The sequence below is a fragment of the Kribbella sp. NPDC056951 genome (assembly GCF_042674205.1).
Lineage (GTDB): Bacteria > Actinomycetota > Actinomycetes > Propionibacteriales > Kribbellaceae > Kribbella > Kribbella yunnanensis.
Window position 1 is genome coordinate 51,238 of sequence record NZ_JBHUQZ010000011.1, and the last position, 17,926, is coordinate 69,163.

Consider the following 17,926-nt stretch of genomic DNA (forward strand, 5'->3'; position numbering starts at 1 on the left):
AGGCAGACGTCTATCCAGATCGCGACGGATGCCAGGAAGGCAACTGTGCTTGGTCGCGGGGAAACAAGCGATGATCCTCGACCAACAGATCTGGGGCCGCCTGCCCGTCGAACGGCGGGTGGTCGTAATCGAAGTCGGCATCCAGTTGCCCTGAGCTGTCGAGGCTCACCCGCGCGTTGTACCAGGTGCCCTTGTCCTCCTGATACATAGCCTCACGAAGCTCGGCTGCGGCGTCATCACCGTCATCGTCCAGTTCGCTGTCGAGATCGACACTGCCGTCCGCGTTGGTGGCGCTCACGGTGGTTGAGGTCACCCGGCCGGCGGCCGAGATCTTGAGCTCCAGCTCCCGCCAGCCGTTAGGCCCCGATCGAGCCAGCGAGCGGCCGACCGCAGTCAGCAGGTCCTGTGCTTCACCGATCATGAGTGGAGCCCTCTCTGCTTCGGGTTGTTGTCGAGGATGACGCCGCTAGCAGCCTTGTGGCGTACGCACCTCACTCCATGCTGAGGACTAATCGCGATGCAACCTTCTCGATCGTCTGGTGGGTCATTGACTGGCCGAAGGAGGGCACCGGTGTCGCCACGAGGTAAGCCCGCACGGTGGGCCGAGCGTTGCGGTCGTGATTCCAGGCCTCGATCTCATTGCAGAGCAGCCCGGCGAGATGTCCTCCGTACGGCCCATGGCCGATGGCGCCGAGCTCGAACCTGCCCTCTTCGACCTTCCTGAAGGCGAGGTAGGCCAGGCTGTCGTCTTCAGCCAAGGCAGGGCTGCGGATGGGGATAGCAGGCGTGCACACCGCTGCGTTAACTGCAGCGCGGTCGGCTGCGATGCGACAGATGCGGCGGTCGTGACCGGTGATGCGCAGCCAGATGCCGTCGAAGGGCTCCTGCGGCCCAACGAGAACCTCGGACCAGATGGTCTCCTTGGGCTGATCGAGGACACCGCTCAGTTTTGCCACGTCGATCGTCTGATCGACGTCCCAGTACAGGGTGACCAGGCCGTCGGCGTCGATGGCGCCGCTGCGCTCACCGTCTTGTCCGATCATGGGGACGAAGCCGCACAGTTCCAGTGAGTCCGAAACGAGCGCGTCGCCGTCTCGTACGAATGCGACGCTGCGGGTTTGACCGCGCCAGCGCAGCGGCACGACCAGGCGGCCGCCGGGAGCCAGCTGTTCCCAGAATGCCGGCGTCAGATCCCATGCCCCGACGGTGAAAATGATGCGGTCGTACGGCGCGTTCTCGGGCGCGCCGAGCGATCCGTCGCGAGTGATGACGTCGACGTGCTTATTACCTGTCGCGTCAAGTCCGCGTCGAGCACCGGCTGTCACCTCAGGATCGATATCGACAGTTGTGACCGCACCACCAAGACCAGTGAGCTGCGTCAGGAGGGCTGCGTTGCAGCCAGTGCCCGCTCCAATCTCGAGGACGCGATTGCCGGGCTGTACCTGCAGTTGGTCGAGCATCATGGCGACGATGATGGGTGCCGAGGCGCAGCTGAGCGCGACGCCATCCCTGGCACGCTTGGTGATGACGGCAATGTCGGCGTACGCGTCTTCGATGCTGGCCTCGGGCACGAACTTGTGCCGCGGTACTGTCCGCATCGCCTCCTCCACTGTCAGAGCGCCGGCATGGCCGACGGCGCGGATTCTGTCAACCATGGCCGCGCGCAGGATCTCGGGCGAGTCAGTGATGGTACTCATTGGTTCCTTCGCGAAGCCGGGGTCAGGGGACATGGCGGAAGCCCGATCGTAGTTGGGCGGACGGACATTCTCGGGTGCTTGCAGCCCGATCAGGACACCGTGTGCTGGGACTGTCGGAGCGCGAAATCGAGGAGTCGTGTCACATCGCATCAGGACGGGTGCCGGAGTTGTCTGGCAAGAACTTCTTCAGTGTCGCGATCGCTCGTCTTCGATCGCGGAGGCGGTGGCCGGCCATTCAAGGCGGAGTGGGGCGATTGAATGCCAGTAGCGATGTGAGAAGCGGACCATGGCGTCTACACCGAGGGGCGCCGACTCGGGTGAGATGGTACCGATCATTCGCCGGGTAGTGCCTCCTGCGCCTCTGGGTCCTGGGCGGATGCCGTGACCCAGTAGGAGAGTCGCGGTGCGGATCGCGTCCAGCGTTGCTGGTGGCGCAGCATCTGCGAAAGGACCGAAAACAAGATCATTCCAATTGGCTCGGGATCTAGCCCAGGCCAACCGCTCCAGGCCGCTGCCAAGGTCCACGGCCATCCGGTGGGGCTGATCGGCGTTCCACAGGAGGTTGACGTCGCCCAGCGTCAGATCTAGGTGCCTGAAGCGCAAAGTTACGCCCCGAACCGAGGCGCGTTGCCAGGTCGTCAGACGACCGAACAGGCTGAGGTGCCGGGCGTGCAGCCCGACTCGTGCGAGAACGGACAGCCAGATGTCGATTACTTCTGAGAACTCGTCATGGCGCCTGATCGGCTGGATGTGAGAGATGTTGACGAATGAGGTGAGGAACCCATCGCGCAGTTGACCGCCGTCGTCGCGCTGCCCGGTCAGGCGAACGACGGGCTGAGGCAGGAATCCAGACCGATAGACCCAGTCCCGACCGTCTTTGATGAGGGGGTCAAGTGCCTGGACCGCAGACACCGTGAGGTCGGTGTCGCGACCCCACCGAAGCGGCAGAGGTCGTGCGCGGGGCACACCATGCGCCGCGAAGCTGGTCTCGAGTACGTCGACTAGCTCGCTGAACGGCAGGGCCCGTCGCGGCGGCGAGTAGTACTCGGAGTGATCGCGGTGCACGATCATCAGCTGATCACCGTCGACACGGATATCCCACTTTGGCCCAAGAGTCCGATGGAGCGAACCGGGGATCCAGTCCGCCAACTCTCGGATCAGCACCTCCCGGTGGCCATCGCTTCGAAATGACGCGCAGGATCGAATCTCTGTTGCCCGATTGCCTGTACGGTCGAGTGATCGAGTTCCTCGGCTTGGACGATGGCCTCTGCCAGTCGGCGAGACGCCGCCTCATCGTCCTCGGTGGGATCGGCTACCGCAACGACGCCGGTTTGATCACAAGTGGCCGCGGCGGCGCAAGTGCCTCCTCGCCAGGTCAGCGCCGCCACTGGAGTTCCGGCCCGCAGTGTCTCTCCGAAAACGGCGGCACCGGCCTCTACATACGTTCGTGCGTAGGTGTAGACGAACACGGAGCCGGCCTGGAGCGCCGCTATCTTGGCCGGCCCACCCAGTTCGCCGGTCAGGTCGACGTGCTCAGCGCCGAACAGACGTTCATGTGCCCGGACGTAGGACTCGTCAAAGATAGGACCGATGATGCGAATGCGCCGGCCGAGGATCTGCGCTGCCCTGGCAGCAAGGTGCGGGGCCTTGTCGCCGTCGATTCTTCCAAGCCACACGAGGTCATCGCCAGCGGTGGCCTGCGGCTCCTGCTCATTGATGCCGAGGTGGACGGCGAGTTCGGCAATCGGTTGATGATCTTCATAGCGCTCGATCATCTCTGGCGAATAGCAGTAGAGGCGTGATCGCTTGCCGTCGAAGGCGTCCGCGGAGTGTCTGAAGGTCGGCGAGTGCTGAAACGTGGCGACGTCGCAGTCCATCCGATCCCAGGTGCGGACCCAGTCGGGCTGCGAGGGATATTCATGACCGACGACCAGCAGGTCGTACGCCGAGCTTCGCAGCTCCCGCTCCGCCAATGAGCCAGCGGTGATGTCTTCCAAGCGGAGCGGCTTGCGGGTCCACTCGTGATCGAGATCCGAGATCCAGCCTGGCCCTAGAAGGTGTACGTCGGCGCCTGCGGTTCGAGCTCCAACAGCGACCGCCCAGAGCCAGCGTTCTATGCCGCCGTAGGCGGCGGGCGGGAACGGGTAGTCACTAGGGAAGTCGCAGACGCCGACAAGCACTATTCCTCCGGTGATCCGTCCGCCGCGATGCGGCGGAAGCCGAGATAGGGGACAAGGGTTTGCGGAATCAGGATCGAACCGTCCTCCTGCTGGTACTGCTCGATCAGCGCGGCCAGCGTCCGGCCGACCGGGAGTCCGGAGCCGTTCAGCGTGGCCACTAGCGTCGGTTTGCCATCAGCGCCCCGGGTGCGAATGTTGGCCCTACGAGCCTGAAAGCTTCCGAAGTTCGAGACCGAAGAGATCTCGCGGTAGGTGTTCTGGCTCGGAAACCACACCTCGATGTCGTAGGTGAGTTGTGCTGAGAAGCCGGTGTCGCCGGCAGCGAGCATGACCACCCGATACGCGAGCCCGAGTTCCTTCAGACAGGCCTCGGCGTGGCCGAGCATGTTCTCGAGCTCGCTGTCTGCTTGCTCAGGATCTACGATCCGAACGATCTCGACCTTTGTGAACTGGTGTTGCCGGATCAGGCCGCGGGTGTCACGGCCGTAGGACCCTGCCTCAGAGCGGAAGCATGGCGTTTGGCCGGTCAAGGCGACCGGAAGCTCGGCGGCCGGGATGATCTCGTCGGCGTACAAGTTGGTCAGTGGGACCTCGGCCGTCGGGATCAGGAACAGATCGCGTTCGGCGACGCCCGTCTTGAACAGGTCGGCCTCGAACTTCGGCAGCTGGCCCGTTCCGGTCATGGTCTTCCGGCTGACCAGGTACGGGACCGAGTGCTCCACATAGCCGTGGCGTCGGGTGTGCAGATCGAGGAAGAACGTGCCTAGCGCACGCTCCAGCGCTGCCCCCGCACCACGGGTCACCGCGAAGCGTGGTCCGGACAGCTTGGTGGCCCGGGTGAAGTCGAGAATTCCCGCCGCCTCGCCGAGATCTACATGGTCCTTCGGCGCGAACGCGAAGGCGGGCTGAGCTCCGAAGCGCCTGATCTCCGTCGCGAACTCGTCCGAATCACCCTCGGGCGTCCGATCATCCGGCAGGTTCGGAATGCTTAGCAGGAGAGCAGTGAGCTCGTCCTGCACTTCTTCCTGCTCAACCTCGATCTCGCGGATCTGCTCCTTGAGCTTGCGCGCGGTTTCCTTCAGAGCCGCGATATCTCCGCCCTCGCGCGCCGTTTGCTGAACCTCGGCGGCAACCCGCTTCGCCTCTGCTCTCAGCTCGTCGATCGAGTGGATACTCCGATTCCGCCGGGACTGCAGATCCTGCAGCGCGGACAGGTCGAGGTTGTAGCCGCGACGAGCCAGCCGACGAACCGCCTCGGGTCCCATCTCGATGAGAGCACGAGCATCATGCATAGCGAGAATCCTTCATCTCCAGCAATGGACAGGTGCCGCTGAAGTTAGCAGCCACCTGGCGATCGCGATGCGCAGACATCACTGGGCGACGTCGGACGGCGCGATCCGATCGGCCAGCATCGCCAGCAAGTCGGTCAGTTCGTCGTCGGAAAGGACAAGCGGCTCGACGTACGGCGCCTCGGGCAGAAAGAGCGGAAGTGTTTCGTGCCGTGGTGCGTTGACTGCCCAGGTCAGAACAGAAGTCAGGAGACCGTGGCCGACTATCACCCGGTCGCCTGGGTGGTTGAGAACTGCCGAGAGCCCGCTGAGCATTCGCACTATGCCTTGTCGCTGTGACTCTGCTGCTCCTTCGGGCCGTTGATCCGGACCCCGTTGAGTCAGCCAGCCGCCATACGACAGGAAGGGCGTGCCCTCGAAGACGCCGTAGTCCAATTCGTTCAACCGTGGCTCAACTACTGGCTCGGTCGACGACGAGCCCATGAGAACCATGGTCGTTTGCCGTGCTCGGGGGAACTCGCTGCTGATCCAGGTCCGAACGTTCGCCGATGGCATGGACGCCTGTGCTCGCCGGCATGTCTGCCACCCGACGCGACTCAGCAGAACTGGAAAGGAGGGGTCGCCGTTGACCCGGTGCTGCACGCTGTAGTCCGTGTGCCCATGGCGGTAGATCAGGTTGATCATCGCGTACTCCTCTCGCAATCCAGGGCGAACCTGACGGCGGTATCACCAAACAGTGTTGTTCTGGGGTCCTCGGTCTCGAGGTAATACAGCAGTCCGTCAAGGAGCAGGGCAGCGCACCAACGACGAATCTCTCGCTCCGAGAGATTCGACGTCCGTACGGCGAGCGTCATCCGGTCCTGGAACCCACGTTCGACCTCGTAGTACACGACCCAGAACGCCCAGTCGAAGGCGGCTGATCCCACCATGGGAAGCGGGTCCACGAAGATCGGGCCCTGGGCATTTGAGAACAGCACGTTCTCCCGGTAGAGATCCCCGTGAAGCAACGTCTGCCGTCCGTCGCGGCTCAACGGCTCGCCCAGCGCGTCCCCCAGCGCACGCAGACCAACGCGCGCGACCGGATCCCATCGGCCCAGGTCCTGGACTCGTAGTCGTGACCAAACCCTCGGCGTCAACTCCTCCCGCAGGTGATCGGCCAGCCGCGGGAGGTCGGCGAGCGCACCTGTGTCGCTGAGGCCGTGCAGCACGTTCAGTGCCTCCGCGACCTGTTCGAACTCGCATGCCGGACGATCAGTTCCGCCTGGACACTGACCAACCATCTCCAGGGCTGCGACAGCCAGATCGTCTGCGACGTCGATGACCTCGGCCGCCGGGCCGGTGGACCAGTGGCGCAGGGCCGAGACCTCGTGCCGGTACCGGGTCGAATCGGTCCATGCCTTGAGGATCAACGGTCGCCCCTGCTTGCTGGTCGCCGTTGCGATCACAGATGCGTGGCCGACGTCGTGATAGGTCAGCAGGGTGAGCCCCCAACGTCTGGCAGCTGTTTGTAGCAGCGCAGGGGCCCGTGCGATCCAGCTATCCGCACTGGCACCGTAGTGTCTGACCAATCGCTGACGGCAGTCCGCTGAAACCTCACCAAGATCCATCAACTCAGCACGATCCCGTTCGTGACCAGTTCGTCCGTCAGCGCGGGGAACTCCGAGAGCGCATCGGAGACAAGCGCTTGCACCTTGTGCACATCGGCGCTCTCGTTCGAGAGCCGAACCAGAACACGCCAAGGCTGATCCAGACGCTGGCCGGTCAGGCTGACGAGGTGGACCTCAGCGTGATCCCCGGTCTCGTCGGCGAGGCGTTGTGCCAGCCGTTGCGCGACGACGTTGTACAACTTGCCCACGTGATAGACGGGATTCTTGCCGTTGGCACCTTCCAGGTTCATCGGCCGTAGCGGTGTGATCAGGCCGTTCACACGATTGCCTCGACCGACGACCCCTTCGTCCCCCGACTCGATCGAGCTGCCGGTATGGGTCAGGTACAGCTCATCCCGATCGGGTACGTCCCGGGCGTTGAGCCGGAATCGCACGTTGACGCCGGGCAGGCGAACGGCGGCGAGCCGGTGGCATTCCTCGCGCACGACTCCGAGGTTGCGAACGTACTCTGCCCGGCTGCCAACGAACCTGGACTTCTGCGGCACGCAGAGAACAACATCGGCGAGATCCTTGTCCGAGTAACCCATGAGCTTCACGTCTGACCCGCACCAAGGATGCGCGAGCGTGAACTCGCTCCGTCCGGAGAAACGGTTGACGAGCTCCCGCACGAACGACTCGAAGCGGTTTTCAGGCGCCCAGCCCGTTCCAATCGACGTGTCATTGGACAACCGCACCCGCCGTTCGCGAAGGTCCTCGATCGACCGCGGATTGAACCACCGGACACGCTCCGGGACAGAGTCGCCCGTGATCACCGCGCCCGGACTGGAGTTGCTGGTGATGTTGTGAACGATGTCGAGATGGTTCGTCACTTCAGGAAGTCGTTCGGCGAAGAAGCCTCGGACTTCGGCGTCAACAAGCTCCGCCACCGGAATAACCTCGTCGCCACACACCCGCGCCGCCCGACCGTTCACGAGGACTCGTACCGGAGAGGTCATGCGACCACCGCCGTAGCGGACCTCGCATCCACCACCCAAGAGCGCAAGCTTGTCGAAGTTGTGGTGCAGGACCGCCCCGAAATGATCTAGCGTGTAGGAGCTGTAGGCGCGTGACAGGCGTTCTGCGAGATGATCAGCAAGCGTGTCCGGATGTCCCAGACCTTTGCGCTCAACGATTGTCGTTGAATCCGGGCGGGCAACGCCGGTGTCGATAACGACGTGGCTCGGCCCGATCGCCGTACTGGTTCTTGGCATAGCAGTTCCAATCTCAGAGTCGAAGTAGGTAGACGGCCGCCAGTACGTCGTCAGCGGGGGACGCCTTTGGCGCGAAGAGCTGTCATGACTTGCAAGAGCCTGTGACAGGCAGCGGCCGCGTCGGATTCAACAGCGAGTTCAGTCACCTCTCGGGGTGATACGAGAAGAAGATCCTCAGGCCGGCGTCGGTCCAGCCATCGAACCAGTCGCCAGGCCAGGACAGCTCCAGGACTTCCAAGCTCGGCAAGCAAGGCGACCACAGTCGACGGAACCGCGACCCCGTCGTGAATCAGATCGCGAAGGAGATGAAAGACAACGTCGGCATGGTCGCAGGCCACAGGCCCTCGACCGCACGCCTCCCAATCGACAACATGGGCCGCATCCTCGGCGATCAGAAAGTGCTCGGCCTTCATATCGCCGTGAAGATAGACGGTGGGCTCCGACTCGATGATCAGCAGACTTCTGTGGAGAGCGCCCCACCACTCATACGCTCGGCACCGTTCAGACAGCTGCTCAAGCAGAAACTGCCGATGTCCCGTGGGGGCATCGCTAGAGGACTTGGCCCAGCCAGCACCTGGCGCAAGACCGACGGAGTTCGCTCCGAGCGTCTCAACTAACCTGCGCACATCTCGTAGATGCCGGCGGACATCGTGCTCACTGCGCAGCGGCCGTCGTGTCCCTGGCACGACGCTGAAGACGCTCCATGGCCCATCTTCGTGAAGTCCTGTGGCAAGCACCCTCGGAACAGCGATTCCCCACCCAGCGGCCATCCGCACCGCCTCGGCCTCGCGACCGAGCCGCTCGTACGGCTCAAACCCGCGATAGACCTTCCAGACCCAGCCTGGATCACCCCACCGCATGATCGAGAGTGGCTTGACAACCTCCCGCCGCACTCCAGGCAACAACTCGGCCCAGTCGGAAACTCCGATCTGCTTGGAACAGCGGGCAGACGCAGGCGCAGGGACCAGTACGCCCGCCCGCTGGCTCAGGGGACTGCCAGCGTCCCGGGGTGATTGGTCCGTGGGAGCGCGCAGACTTGGCTCGACCTCAGACATCTCGCTTCGCTTCTCCTTGGAGTGGTGGGAACGTCCGCGGCGGTGAAGCAGCTGGCTCGTTGGTAACACGCAGGCTGGAGAAGCGTCGTCGCATCGCAGTCTCGTAGGCGGCAGCTGACTCGAGGTCGGCGACATAGTCGACGATGAGGTGCTCGCCGAACCACACACAGACCCGGCGGTCGGTCGGCAGTGAACAACGAGCACGGCCTTGGACCGGCCAGGAAACAGTCGCCATATCAGTCACTCCAGGTCAGCAATCGGATACCTCATACTTGGCGATGTGACTACGGAGCGAAATCGACTGAACCCGTGGTCTCAGTCCACAGGTTGGTTCCATCCCGCTACGCTCGGTGTGTCATCGGGGAGGGAGGAGGCTGCGTGACCCGCCGCAAGGTGTTCGATCCGAACGCAGTACCGATCTCTTTCTGGCGCGGGAACGACGTGCAGACCGCACTGGCCCGACGCGACATCGGAGCACTCTTTCGGAGCTATCTGGCCGCCTTCGACGACTGCACCCAGACTCAACTCGCCTTGTTGACCGAACATGATCGATCCGACGTGTCGAACTGGGTCCGCGGAGCACGGCACGGCCAGGTGTCGGACATCGGCGTGCTGACGCGCATCGCTGAAGGACTTCGCCTGCCTGACACCGCCCGGATGCTGATGGGCCTCGCCCCTGCCGACGCATTGATGTCGTCAATCCGCGACGAGCGTGAGATGGCGGATTCCGCCAGAATGCCGGCCGACCAGGAGCGTCGCAGACTGGACGGTTCTGAGCCCGGCAGCACCCGGATCGCGATTTGTGGGAGTCGCACGTCGGGCGTTCACGACTCAGTTGTCGACGCCGCCGTCCGCGCGCTGGCCCGACTCGTCATGGTCCGTCGACTGCGGGTCAATCATGGGCCTGTTGGAGTAGGCATCGAGGTCATGACTCACATCGCGGACCACTACCAGCCGCCCGGCCTCCGCGGTGCGGTCGCGATCTTCGGGCGCCGAAACGTCATCTCCGACGCTGAGTACGTCGTAGTCGTCGGAGGTGGATCGGGTACGAGAGCCGAAGCCGACCTTGCCATCGCGCTGGGCAAGCGCGTCCTGCCGTATGGTGCCAGCGGCGGCACCGCTCGAGCCATGTTCCAACAGGTACGGCGTCACCCGCCGCTGACCTCGTGGATCTCGAGTGACCAGCTTGCGAAGCTGGACAGCTGCGCCAGCCTTGATTCCGGGGCAAGCACAATGGACATAGAGCAGATGACGGACGATTTCGTCGAGCTGCTCGACAACGTCGTACACACCGAAGGAGAACCACGTGTCTGATCGTCCCTACGTCCTGCTGTCCGTGGCGGCATCAATCGACGGCTATATCGACGACAACACTGATCAGCGTCTCCTCCTGTCCAACGACGAGGACTTCGACCGAGTCGACGACGTCCGCGCCGGCGTCGACGCCATCCTGGTAGGAGCCAACACGATCCGGCGTGACAACCCTCGCCTGCTCGTCCGCTCGGACGATCGCCGCAAGGCCCGTCTGAATGCCGGCCAGACCGAGTCCCCGATCAAAGTCACGATCAGCGGATCCGGCGACTTGGATCCCTCGTCGAAGTTCTTCAGCACTGGAGACGTAGAGAAGATCGTCTATGTCCCGTCCTCTGCAGCCGCCAAGGCCAACGAGCAGGTCGGCCAGGTCAGCACGGTCGTCGACGCCGGCGAAACGGTGCAGCCCGACCACGTCCTCCGGGACCTCGCGAAGCGAGGAGTCGCCCGCCTGATGGTCGAGGGCGGTGGCACGATCCACACCCAATTCCTATCGGCAGGCCTCGCGGACGAGATTCACCTCGTGGTCGCGCCCTTCTTTGTAGGCGACAGCACCGCGCCTAGCTTCGTAAACGACGCGGCCTTCCCTCAGAACCCCTCAAACCGAATGGCTCTCGCCGAGGTACGGCAGATCGGCGACGTCGTCCTCCTCCGCTACCTCCCCAAGGCCGCAACCGATGCCTGACCTCGACGATCACTACTGGCTGGAGCAGGCGATCGACCTCTCCCGTTCCTGCCCACCATCAACGACCGCCTTCTCCGTAGGCGCCATCATCGTCAGCCCCGCAGGCGACATCATCTCGACCGGCTACTCCCGGGAAACAGACCCCCACGACCACGCCGAAGAGATCGCCCTAGCCAAGCTAGACCCCCAAGACCCCCGCCTCACCACCGCAACGATCTACACAACCCTCGAACCCTGCAGCAAACGAGCGTCCCGCCCCCGAACCTGCACCGAACTAATCCTCGCCACCACCATCCCCCGAGTAGTCCTAGCCTGGCGAGAACCACTCCTCTTCGTAGACTGCGAAGGCGCGGAACTCCTAACCGCCGCAGGCAGAGAGGTCCAGGAACTCACAGACCTCGCAAACGCCGCCCGTCACGTCAACGCCCACCTGTTCCGGTAACTCAGCGCCAGCCGGTATCGATGCACCTCGCGAAACGGCGCTCCAAGCCAGCGCGAAGCTGGCCGTTCGAGCCGAGCAGGCAATTGGATTAACACCCACTATTGGTGCCAATCCCGGTCCACAGCGATGCGGCACTGACAAGGAGGGCAGGCAGGCTCGGAGGTAGTCGCGCGAAGACCACATCGGGCAAGAACGTCAACTGCGTACGGGCTGGGTTGACCCGGTTCGAGGCAGCGTGAAAGGAGGGGGCCTTCACACTCGCTGCTCGTGAGTCGCGTGAGTCGCCAAAAGGTGGTGGGGCTGACATGAACCGGGCTCCGCGGTGCGGAATCTTCAGGTCCGCGCCACGAGATCGGATCCTCGTCGAGATCGACATGATCGCCTCCGAACCAGCGAGTCGTGGGCTGAGTATCGCCCTGCGATCAGGAGGTGCACTAGGTCCCCGTTGGGTACGGTCTGTCTGAACGCTCCGGCACGCCAGTCGATCGTCTGCCTCTTCCAGACGAAGGTTCGGAGACGTCAACTCTGAGAATCGAACTCGGCGCTGATAGTCCGCCCTATAGCCTGACCTAGCTTGATCGGTACCGCATTGCCGATCTGCCTAGCAATCGCGACCTTGCTGCCGCACCATTTGTAGCTGACCGGGAATCCTTGAATCAACGCCGCTTCAAGGTGTGTGATCGCCCGGTTCTCGGTGGGATGTAGATAGCGGCCCTTTTCTGGCTTAAAGAATTCTGTGCGGATCGTAACCGATGGTCGATCCCAATGCAGGCGACCCATCACGTCGCCGGAGCCCGATTTGTGAGTTAGCCAGCATGGTGCCTTTAAATGATCCGGCAGATTGAATCGGTTCCCCCCCGGGGGGATGTGTGAGAATCTCTCCATAGACAGTTTCTCGTACCTTCGAGACAAGTGAAGATCTGATGTCTTGAAGACTCCGCGAATTGACCTGCCGAAGGCAGTTGTCAGCCTGTCAGGTAGGTCAATCGACCTTGCTGATTGTGGCACCTTGGCAAGAACCTCAGATATGGGTACATGATGGTCGAGATGTGTCTTCTGTAGTTTCGCTGGCGCTTTTAGGTCCCGATGCCACCCGATCACAAGTACGCGCTTTCGGATCTGAGCAGCTCCGAAATCCGCAGCGTTCATTACTTCGGCATGGAAGTCGTACTCCTCGAGTAGGCCGCCGGGCGAGGTAGATTCGCGTAGCTGCTCGAATTGCTCGGACTGAAAGAAGGCGGGCACATTTTCTAGCACAAAGTACCTCGGTTTCGCCCTCTTTAAGGTCTCGGCGTAGTGAGCCCACAGGCCGTTCCGTTTGTCGAGTGCATCACGTTTCCCGAGGAGCGAAAACCCCTGACAGGGAGGACCGCCTATCACAACATCAACTTCGGGGACTGACTCGTTGGCGAGCCAATCTTCTATGGCGCCTTGGTATACATGGTCTGCACCGAAATTGGCTGAGTACGACGCAGCAGCTGCGACGTCGCTCTCGACGGCCCTGCTCACCTGGTAACGTTTCGTGGCTGCACGGAAGCCTGACGTGAGGCCACCAGCGCCAGCGAACAGGTCAAGGAGGCGTATCGGCGTGCGTGCGTCAGTCACACCCCGCACACTATGTGCTGGCATCGACAAATCGCACGCCGGCGCGCGAGCGCGGTGCGATTGTAGTGATGGTGCCGCTAACTGTGGTATCGGCGAGGATGGTTGTTGTGAGCGTGGACAGTGGGGTACGGCCCGCAGACGAAGCTGTGTCCCGAAGGATGTCTACGCAACGACGAAGGGATACCGAGCCTGAGCTGATGCTCAGGCGCAAGCTCTTCGCTATGGGGCTGCGCTATCGAGTGAACCATCCCCTTCCAGGCTTGCCGCGCCGCCGCGCCGACATCACTTTCACGCGTGCGAAGGTTGTGGTCTTCGTGGACGGGTGCTTCTGGCACAGCTGTCCCCAGCATGCAACCTCACCTCGGCGCAACTCAGAGTGGTGGGGCAGCAAGCTGGAGGCAAACCGCATGCGGGACCGCGAGACCGACGTTCACCTTGACGGGCTGGGATGGACTGTCATTAGGGTCTGGGAGCACGAACATGTCGCGGAAGCGGCAGCTGTGATAGCTCGAGCAGTGCGGCATGCATCCGCGGAGCGCGGCGCTAGGCGGAAGTAGCATCTGGCGGATAGAGATTCCCCTCTGCATATCGCAGGCTGCGAGCAGCGATGCCCCTGCCTGCGACGACCGATCTCTCGGTCGTGTCAACCGCACGGGGACCCAAAGGAAGATGCGTCCAATCGTTGGGTGCCGCTGGATCCTCGTCTGCCCATCCCAAGGCGGCGATGTGATCATCGACCTGGTATCCAACTTCGGCCTCGGGTGGCCGGCCAGATGTGCAGAGATTGATGACGCGTGCGAGGTCGTTCACCTGATCCGAAGACAAAACAATTGTTCCGTCGGTCGGTGCGATGACCTCGACAATTCCGAGGGCGAGTGACCTGCACCTAACTATAGGTCGATGCAGATAGCTGTTCGGCAAATCCTGACGGATAAAAGCTCGCTCGACAGGCGAATAGTCGGCGCCATCTCGAAATATTTCGGCCCCCCACCATAGGCGAGCCAATGACTGTTTATGGATGGGGCCGTACCACCGGTCTGCAGCAACTCCACCTTTTCCCGTCCATCGCCACTCGGAATAGTCGGAGCAGACCACGAGGGCAAGCCAATGCCACAGGCCACGGTCGGATGCCTGGCTTCTCGTGAGACGTAGCGCGTGGTGCAGCCGCGGAGCAAGCCATCGATCGCTCACGGCGCGGTCTTTGTCCCACTTTCCACTGCGCCGCTCTTGCTCGAATTTCGACATTAGGTCTCGAGTCACATCCAATGAAATCGGTTGGCCGTTGGACCGAGTCACGGGCTCCTCATGCACTCCCGCAGGGATAGTGCCAGTGCGAAATATTCGGCGATCGTCATCGCTTAATTGCCGGGTAAATCGATGCGCATCTCTCCGGTCAGACATGGAGTACCTCCGTGCAAATTCCAGCGATCACCTTTGAGTGATTCGTGAGGCGGTCGATCGCCGAATCGATGTCTGTCCAAAGGTAGGCTCGATCTATGGCTGTCATCCGCGTCTGCCGTGCCAATTCGTCATACAGCTCATCGACAGATGAGACTCGCAGCATCTCCGCAGAGATCGCTTCGCAGAGTTGTCGGCCCAGGCGGTCTGCGGGAGGCGCAGGCGCTTCGTCATCCGTTGCGGACACCTCGCCAGCAGCCGCCCTGAAGAGCGTGCTCGCAGCGTACCGGGCGATTCCTGCGGCGATGCTGTCCCGATGGCGGCGCCTCTCCAATTTTGGGCTCTTGGAGCTGAGCAGGCTATGTAACCCGTCGACTCCGGAGTTGAGCAGCAAGATCGGTTCGGGCGTCGTCAGGTCCATCAGGGCATGGGAGGTCGGCGCCTCGCGGGCCGCTGCTGGGGCACTCGAGTCGTTGAAATTGATCCAGATCGTGCGGAACGGAGGAACGCCTGGAGCAGGTGGCACCTGTGAGCTGTCCACAACGAGGGTCCATGGCTCGGACTGACCAACCAGACGTGAGAGCTCACTGACGCCTACAACCTCAAGTCGGATGTCGATGGTGCCGACGACGAGCGCTCGCGGGATCACGATGATGCCGTTGAAGCGGGTCTGATCTTGTTGATCGAGGGGAACCGGAAGCCGAAGGTTAGTCCCACTGCAAGAAACAAGAACGTGGGCGGCGAGCTCGCCGATGGTAGTCGGGCAGCGCTCCGTCGTCGAGGCCGTCGCCTCCAGTTCGACCTCGGTCCAGTCCGCCACTGCGTCGAGCCTAATCCGACGTCTTTCATTGTCAACTGTTGCCTCAGACGGGCTGCCATCCAAACGCAATACCTCGAGCTGGAGCTGCCATGCCTCGCGGAATTGTGGCCATGCAAACTTGAGCGTCACTCGCCGACTCCCATCGGCTCTACAAGCGGAGAGCAACGACCTATCAGGACATCGACAGAAGACTCCGCGGCGGGAATCGGTAGGTTCCGTCCAGACTTTCCTCGAATCACCGCAGTGAGAGTGCGGCCACGTCGTGCGGGGTATAGGTTGATTCCGTCGTCGTCAACGACAGCCCCGGACAATACATCGAGTTCCTCCCACTTTATTCTGTCGCCCCGACCGTCAAGACCCACGAGGCAGAGATGGGGTTCGATGCTCCAGCCTTCGGGACGATTTCTAGCTCGAATCTCGAATATCACATTCCAACAGTCCTCGACGACTTGCCAATCTGTCACTCGAATCTCTGGGCGTCTGAGTGCTCCACCGGCGCCGCCGATGCCTGCCTCGCCTTGCAGAAAGCGTAGATTGCGGAAGATCGCCTCTGGTCCCTTTTCGTCCGAGGTTGGCACGGTGTCGAAGAGTTCGAAGAGGGCTTTTAGAACCTCGTCGCCAACGCTTTTCAGGTTCGGCAGCCAGGGGGCAAGATATCGTGCAGTCAGGTTGGCCTGTGATATCTGCCCTCGGCCGGCACCCGGAATCCACCGGTCATGAGCTGGTGGCTCAGCAAACCGGAGGAAGTCGTCGGCGCGCAGGTCTTCGGTTGAAGGCGCATCAGGACGGATTGCGGCACCAGCAAGCAGAAAAGCGTGATAAACGCGTCCCTCAAATTCGCGGCCGACGGTCTGTACCACCATCTCCGGCCTGCGAAGGAAGCAGACAGTATTTTCGAGCGTGTCCCGATCATCATCGGACATTGTCACGACGAGCTTTGCAATATGCACAAAAGAGTCATGAGGGTCGCCAGAGTCGCGTCTGGCCGAAACCTTAATCGGTATGTCGCGAACGACGACCGAATTTGGCTCGTCCAGAGTAGGGTCGATAAGACCCCCGTCGAATCTCTGCAGTGCTCGTACCAACTCTGTAAAGGTTTCGCCGGGGTCGACCATCTCATCATAAATGAGACCGTCGTCGATGACCTGAATCTTGACTTTCAATCTTCCCCGGGTGAGGAGTGGCCAGAAGCTTTCCTCGACGCCGCGGCGAAGCTCCTTGGCGAGATCGATCAGCTCGGCTCCGCCCTCAAGACCTTTGTTGGGTTCATCTGGATCGTAGAACCCGACAAGCAACGCTGTGGTTCCCGGCCGCGAGTCCGCACGGGCAAGGTGCAACTGTCCGACGATGTCGCTGTTCGTGTCCCAAAAGGAGGCGACGTCATCTTCGTCAGGGATGCCGAAGTAGCCGCGGCCCACATAGCCTTGTCCGTCGACATGGTGATCAACACCCTGGTTCACGCCGAAGACGCGGTTCTCGGTTCGCCCGGCCACAGCCGACGATTTGTGCAGGACCGAGTTGAACAGCACGGTTTGTAGTCGTGAAAATCGCCAATAGACAGCCTTTCCGAGTCCGAAGGATCCGCCAGCGGCCTTATCTTTGCCGCTGAACAAATCAAGCCTACAAAGTTTGATGAAGTTCCCGTAGTCGTCTGGCATGAGGCCATCGCCGGCGAACTCCGGTCCGGTCAATCCGTGGCAGCCATAGTCGGAGATCTTTAGCAGTAAGAGGGCCTTGCTCTCGTCCAGAGCCTCCAAACCAGCCTTGATTTGCCCGGCGGCAACCGCTCCGCCTGCTGCATCCCCCATGGCCGTCAAATGCGTATGCAGGCCGCCATTCCAGCCGACAGCTGTCTCGAAGTCGCGTCGCTGGTCGCCGGTTAGGCGTACGAATGTGTAGACGAGATCTGCTGGTTGATCATCTCGTCTGGCGTCATTCGTATTTTGTGCGCTCTCCCGTGCTAATGATGAAAGACCAGCATTCACGGTCCACTGATTCGCATTGCCAAAATTTCCGTAGTTTCGTTTCTGCCTATCCCACAGCCAGATCAAGGCCATTGATTACGCCCTCCCTGCGTCGTCAATCCGCTGGATCCACTATTTCGGATTGTCCGCCAGAATCTTGGCGGACAATCCGGACATATCCTGCCGCATCTGCCTCGAATATGCGTCGCCGTCGACGCGTCGTATGAGAGCTCGTTCATGTTGTAGCGCCGCCATGATCCTTGAACACTTCTCCGACCAGGTCAACAACTACCTGTCCCTAGCGGTTGACCCAGTGTGGCCGGCGCGGAGGTCCGGCTGGCCAGTCGGACGTCGCTAGCCGGCCGGCGTAGATCCGGCGTCGTCGCCCGAGCCTGAGGTTGGTTGAAGCCTGCTGACGACCGGATCCCCGGGTCGCGGTGTTCCCGCCTGAGCGTGAGACGGGGCGGGCGCGCGAGGGTGCGGGGCAGGGCTTCGTGCTCCCCTCTCAGCATGCTCGCGTGGAGTATAGTCAGATATATAGCCTCGCAGGGACAGATGGATCAACCTATATACCATATATGCTTGACATACCTGACGGGCTCGGCAAGTATGTTCGGTATAGA

The 17,926-nt window shown here is 61.9% G+C and carries 17 protein-coding genes; 4 read left to right on the top strand and 13 right to left on the bottom strand.

All coding sequences use genetic code 11. From position 1 onward, the window contains the following. Positions 1 to 10 precede the first annotated feature (10 nt). The 9 genes from ACFTSF_RS32375 to ACFTSF_RS32415 form a co-directional block, all read right to left on the bottom strand. Positions 11 to 421 (bottom strand): immunity protein YezG family protein, encoded by a 411-nt coding sequence (locus ACFTSF_RS32375; RefSeq protein ID WP_380158271.1) that lies wholly within the window; start codon positions 419 to 421, stop codon positions 11 to 13. Between the two features lie 70 nt (positions 422 to 491). Further along, the gene (fxlM, locus tag ACFTSF_RS32380) at positions 492 to 1,697 is read right to left on the bottom strand and encodes a methyltransferase, FxLD system (RefSeq protein WP_380158273.1); all 1,206 of its coding nucleotides are present in this window, start codon (positions 1,695 to 1,697) and stop codon (positions 492 to 494) included. Positions 1,698 to 1,883: 186 nt separating this feature from the next. Further along, entirely contained in the window at positions 1,884 to 2,768 is an 885-nt protein-coding gene (locus ACFTSF_RS32385) for a hypothetical protein (RefSeq protein ID WP_380158275.1), read from the bottom strand. Positions 2,769 to 2,854: 86 nt separating this feature from the next. Beyond that, complete coding sequence (locus tag ACFTSF_RS32390) at positions 2,855 to 3,694, bottom strand: hypothetical protein (RefSeq protein WP_380158277.1); 840 nt, start codon at positions 3,692 to 3,694, stop codon at positions 2,855 to 2,857. A 182-nt stretch (positions 3,695 to 3,876) separates the two neighbouring features. Next, entirely contained in the window at positions 3,877 to 5,169 is a 1,293-nt protein-coding gene (gene serS, locus ACFTSF_RS32395) for a serine--tRNA ligase (protein WP_380158279.1), read from the bottom strand. Between the two features lie 78 nt (positions 5,170 to 5,247). Further along, positions 5,248 to 5,850 carry a histidine phosphatase family protein gene (locus ACFTSF_RS32400; protein ID WP_380158281.1) on the bottom strand — a complete coding sequence of 201 codons (603 nt, stop codon included), beginning with the start codon at positions 5,848 to 5,850 and terminating at the stop codon, positions 5,248 to 5,250. Further along, positions 5,847 to 6,773, bottom strand: a complete 927-nt coding sequence (locus tag ACFTSF_RS32405) for an aminoglycoside phosphotransferase family protein (protein ID WP_380158283.1) — start codon at positions 6,771 to 6,773, stop codon at positions 5,847 to 5,849. Before ACFTSF_RS32405 ends, ACFTSF_RS32400 begins: the two co-directional genes overlap by 4 nt. Continuing rightward, positions 6,773 to 8,023: a methionine adenosyltransferase gene (locus ACFTSF_RS32410; protein WP_380158285.1), complete on the bottom strand. Its 1,251-nt coding sequence runs from the start codon at positions 8,021 to 8,023 to the stop codon at positions 6,773 to 6,775. The genes ACFTSF_RS32405 and ACFTSF_RS32410 overlap by 1 nt, the downstream gene beginning before the upstream one ends. 50 nt (positions 8,024 to 8,073) lie before the next feature. Then, positions 8,074 to 9,213 (bottom strand): phosphotransferase family protein, encoded by a 1,140-nt coding sequence (locus ACFTSF_RS32415; RefSeq protein WP_380158287.1) that lies wholly within the window; start codon positions 9,211 to 9,213, stop codon positions 8,074 to 8,076. A 243-nt stretch (positions 9,214 to 9,456) separates the two neighbouring features. On the opposite strand from ACFTSF_RS32415, the gene ACFTSF_RS32420 reads away from it, so the two are divergent. Genes ACFTSF_RS32420 through ACFTSF_RS32430 form a run of 3 tightly spaced genes read left to right on the top strand, consistent with a single transcriptional unit; the run spans position 9,457 to position 11,516 of the window. Beyond that, positions 9,457 to 10,392, top strand: coding sequence for a hypothetical protein (locus tag ACFTSF_RS32420; RefSeq protein WP_380158289.1), 936 nt, complete (start codon positions 9,457 to 9,459; stop codon positions 10,390 to 10,392). Further along, on the top strand, positions 10,385 to 11,074 hold the full coding sequence (locus ACFTSF_RS32425) for a RibD family protein (RefSeq protein WP_380158290.1): 690 nt from the start codon (positions 10,385 to 10,387) through the stop codon (positions 11,072 to 11,074). Before ACFTSF_RS32420 ends, ACFTSF_RS32425 begins: the two co-directional genes overlap by 8 nt. Then, positions 11,067 to 11,516, top strand: coding sequence for a dCMP deaminase (locus ACFTSF_RS32430; RefSeq protein ID WP_380158292.1), 450 nt, complete (start codon positions 11,067 to 11,069; stop codon positions 11,514 to 11,516). The genes ACFTSF_RS32425 and ACFTSF_RS32430 overlap by 8 nt, the downstream gene beginning before the upstream one ends. A gap of 519 nt (positions 11,517 to 12,035) precedes the next feature. On the opposite strand, the gene ACFTSF_RS32435 is transcribed toward ACFTSF_RS32430, so the two are convergent. Then, positions 12,036 to 13,145, bottom strand: a complete 1,110-nt coding sequence (locus ACFTSF_RS32435; protein ID WP_380158294.1) for a DNA cytosine methyltransferase — start codon at positions 13,143 to 13,145, stop codon at positions 12,036 to 12,038. Positions 13,146 to 13,219: 74 nt separating this feature from the next. Here ACFTSF_RS32435 and ACFTSF_RS32440 point away from each other — a divergent pair, with 74 nt between their 5' ends. Further along, positions 13,220 to 13,678 carry a very short patch repair endonuclease gene (locus ACFTSF_RS32440; RefSeq protein WP_380158520.1) on the top strand — a complete coding sequence of 153 codons (459 nt, stop codon included), beginning with the start codon at positions 13,220 to 13,222 and terminating at the stop codon, positions 13,676 to 13,678. Here the strand turns inward: ACFTSF_RS32440 and ACFTSF_RS32445 are convergent. The 3 genes from ACFTSF_RS32445 to ACFTSF_RS32455 are packed head-to-tail and all read right to left on the bottom strand — an operon-like array spanning position 13,665 to position 17,396. Further along, positions 13,665 to 14,522: a DUF6339 family protein gene (locus ACFTSF_RS32445; RefSeq protein ID WP_380158296.1), complete on the bottom strand. Its 858-nt coding sequence runs from the start codon at positions 14,520 to 14,522 to the stop codon at positions 13,665 to 13,667. The two genes, ACFTSF_RS32440 and ACFTSF_RS32445, sit on opposite strands and share 14 nt — an antisense overlap. Then, the gene (locus ACFTSF_RS32450; protein ID WP_380158298.1) at positions 14,515 to 15,468 is read right to left on the bottom strand and encodes a hypothetical protein; all 954 of its coding nucleotides are present in this window, start codon (positions 15,466 to 15,468) and stop codon (positions 14,515 to 14,517) included. The genes ACFTSF_RS32445 and ACFTSF_RS32450 overlap by 8 nt, the downstream gene beginning before the upstream one ends. Beyond that, complete coding sequence (locus ACFTSF_RS32455) at positions 15,465 to 17,396, bottom strand: hypothetical protein (protein ID WP_380158300.1); 1,932 nt, start codon at positions 17,394 to 17,396, stop codon at positions 15,465 to 15,467. Before ACFTSF_RS32455 ends, ACFTSF_RS32450 begins: the two co-directional genes overlap by 4 nt. Between the last annotated feature and the right edge of the window lie 530 nt (positions 17,397 to 17,926).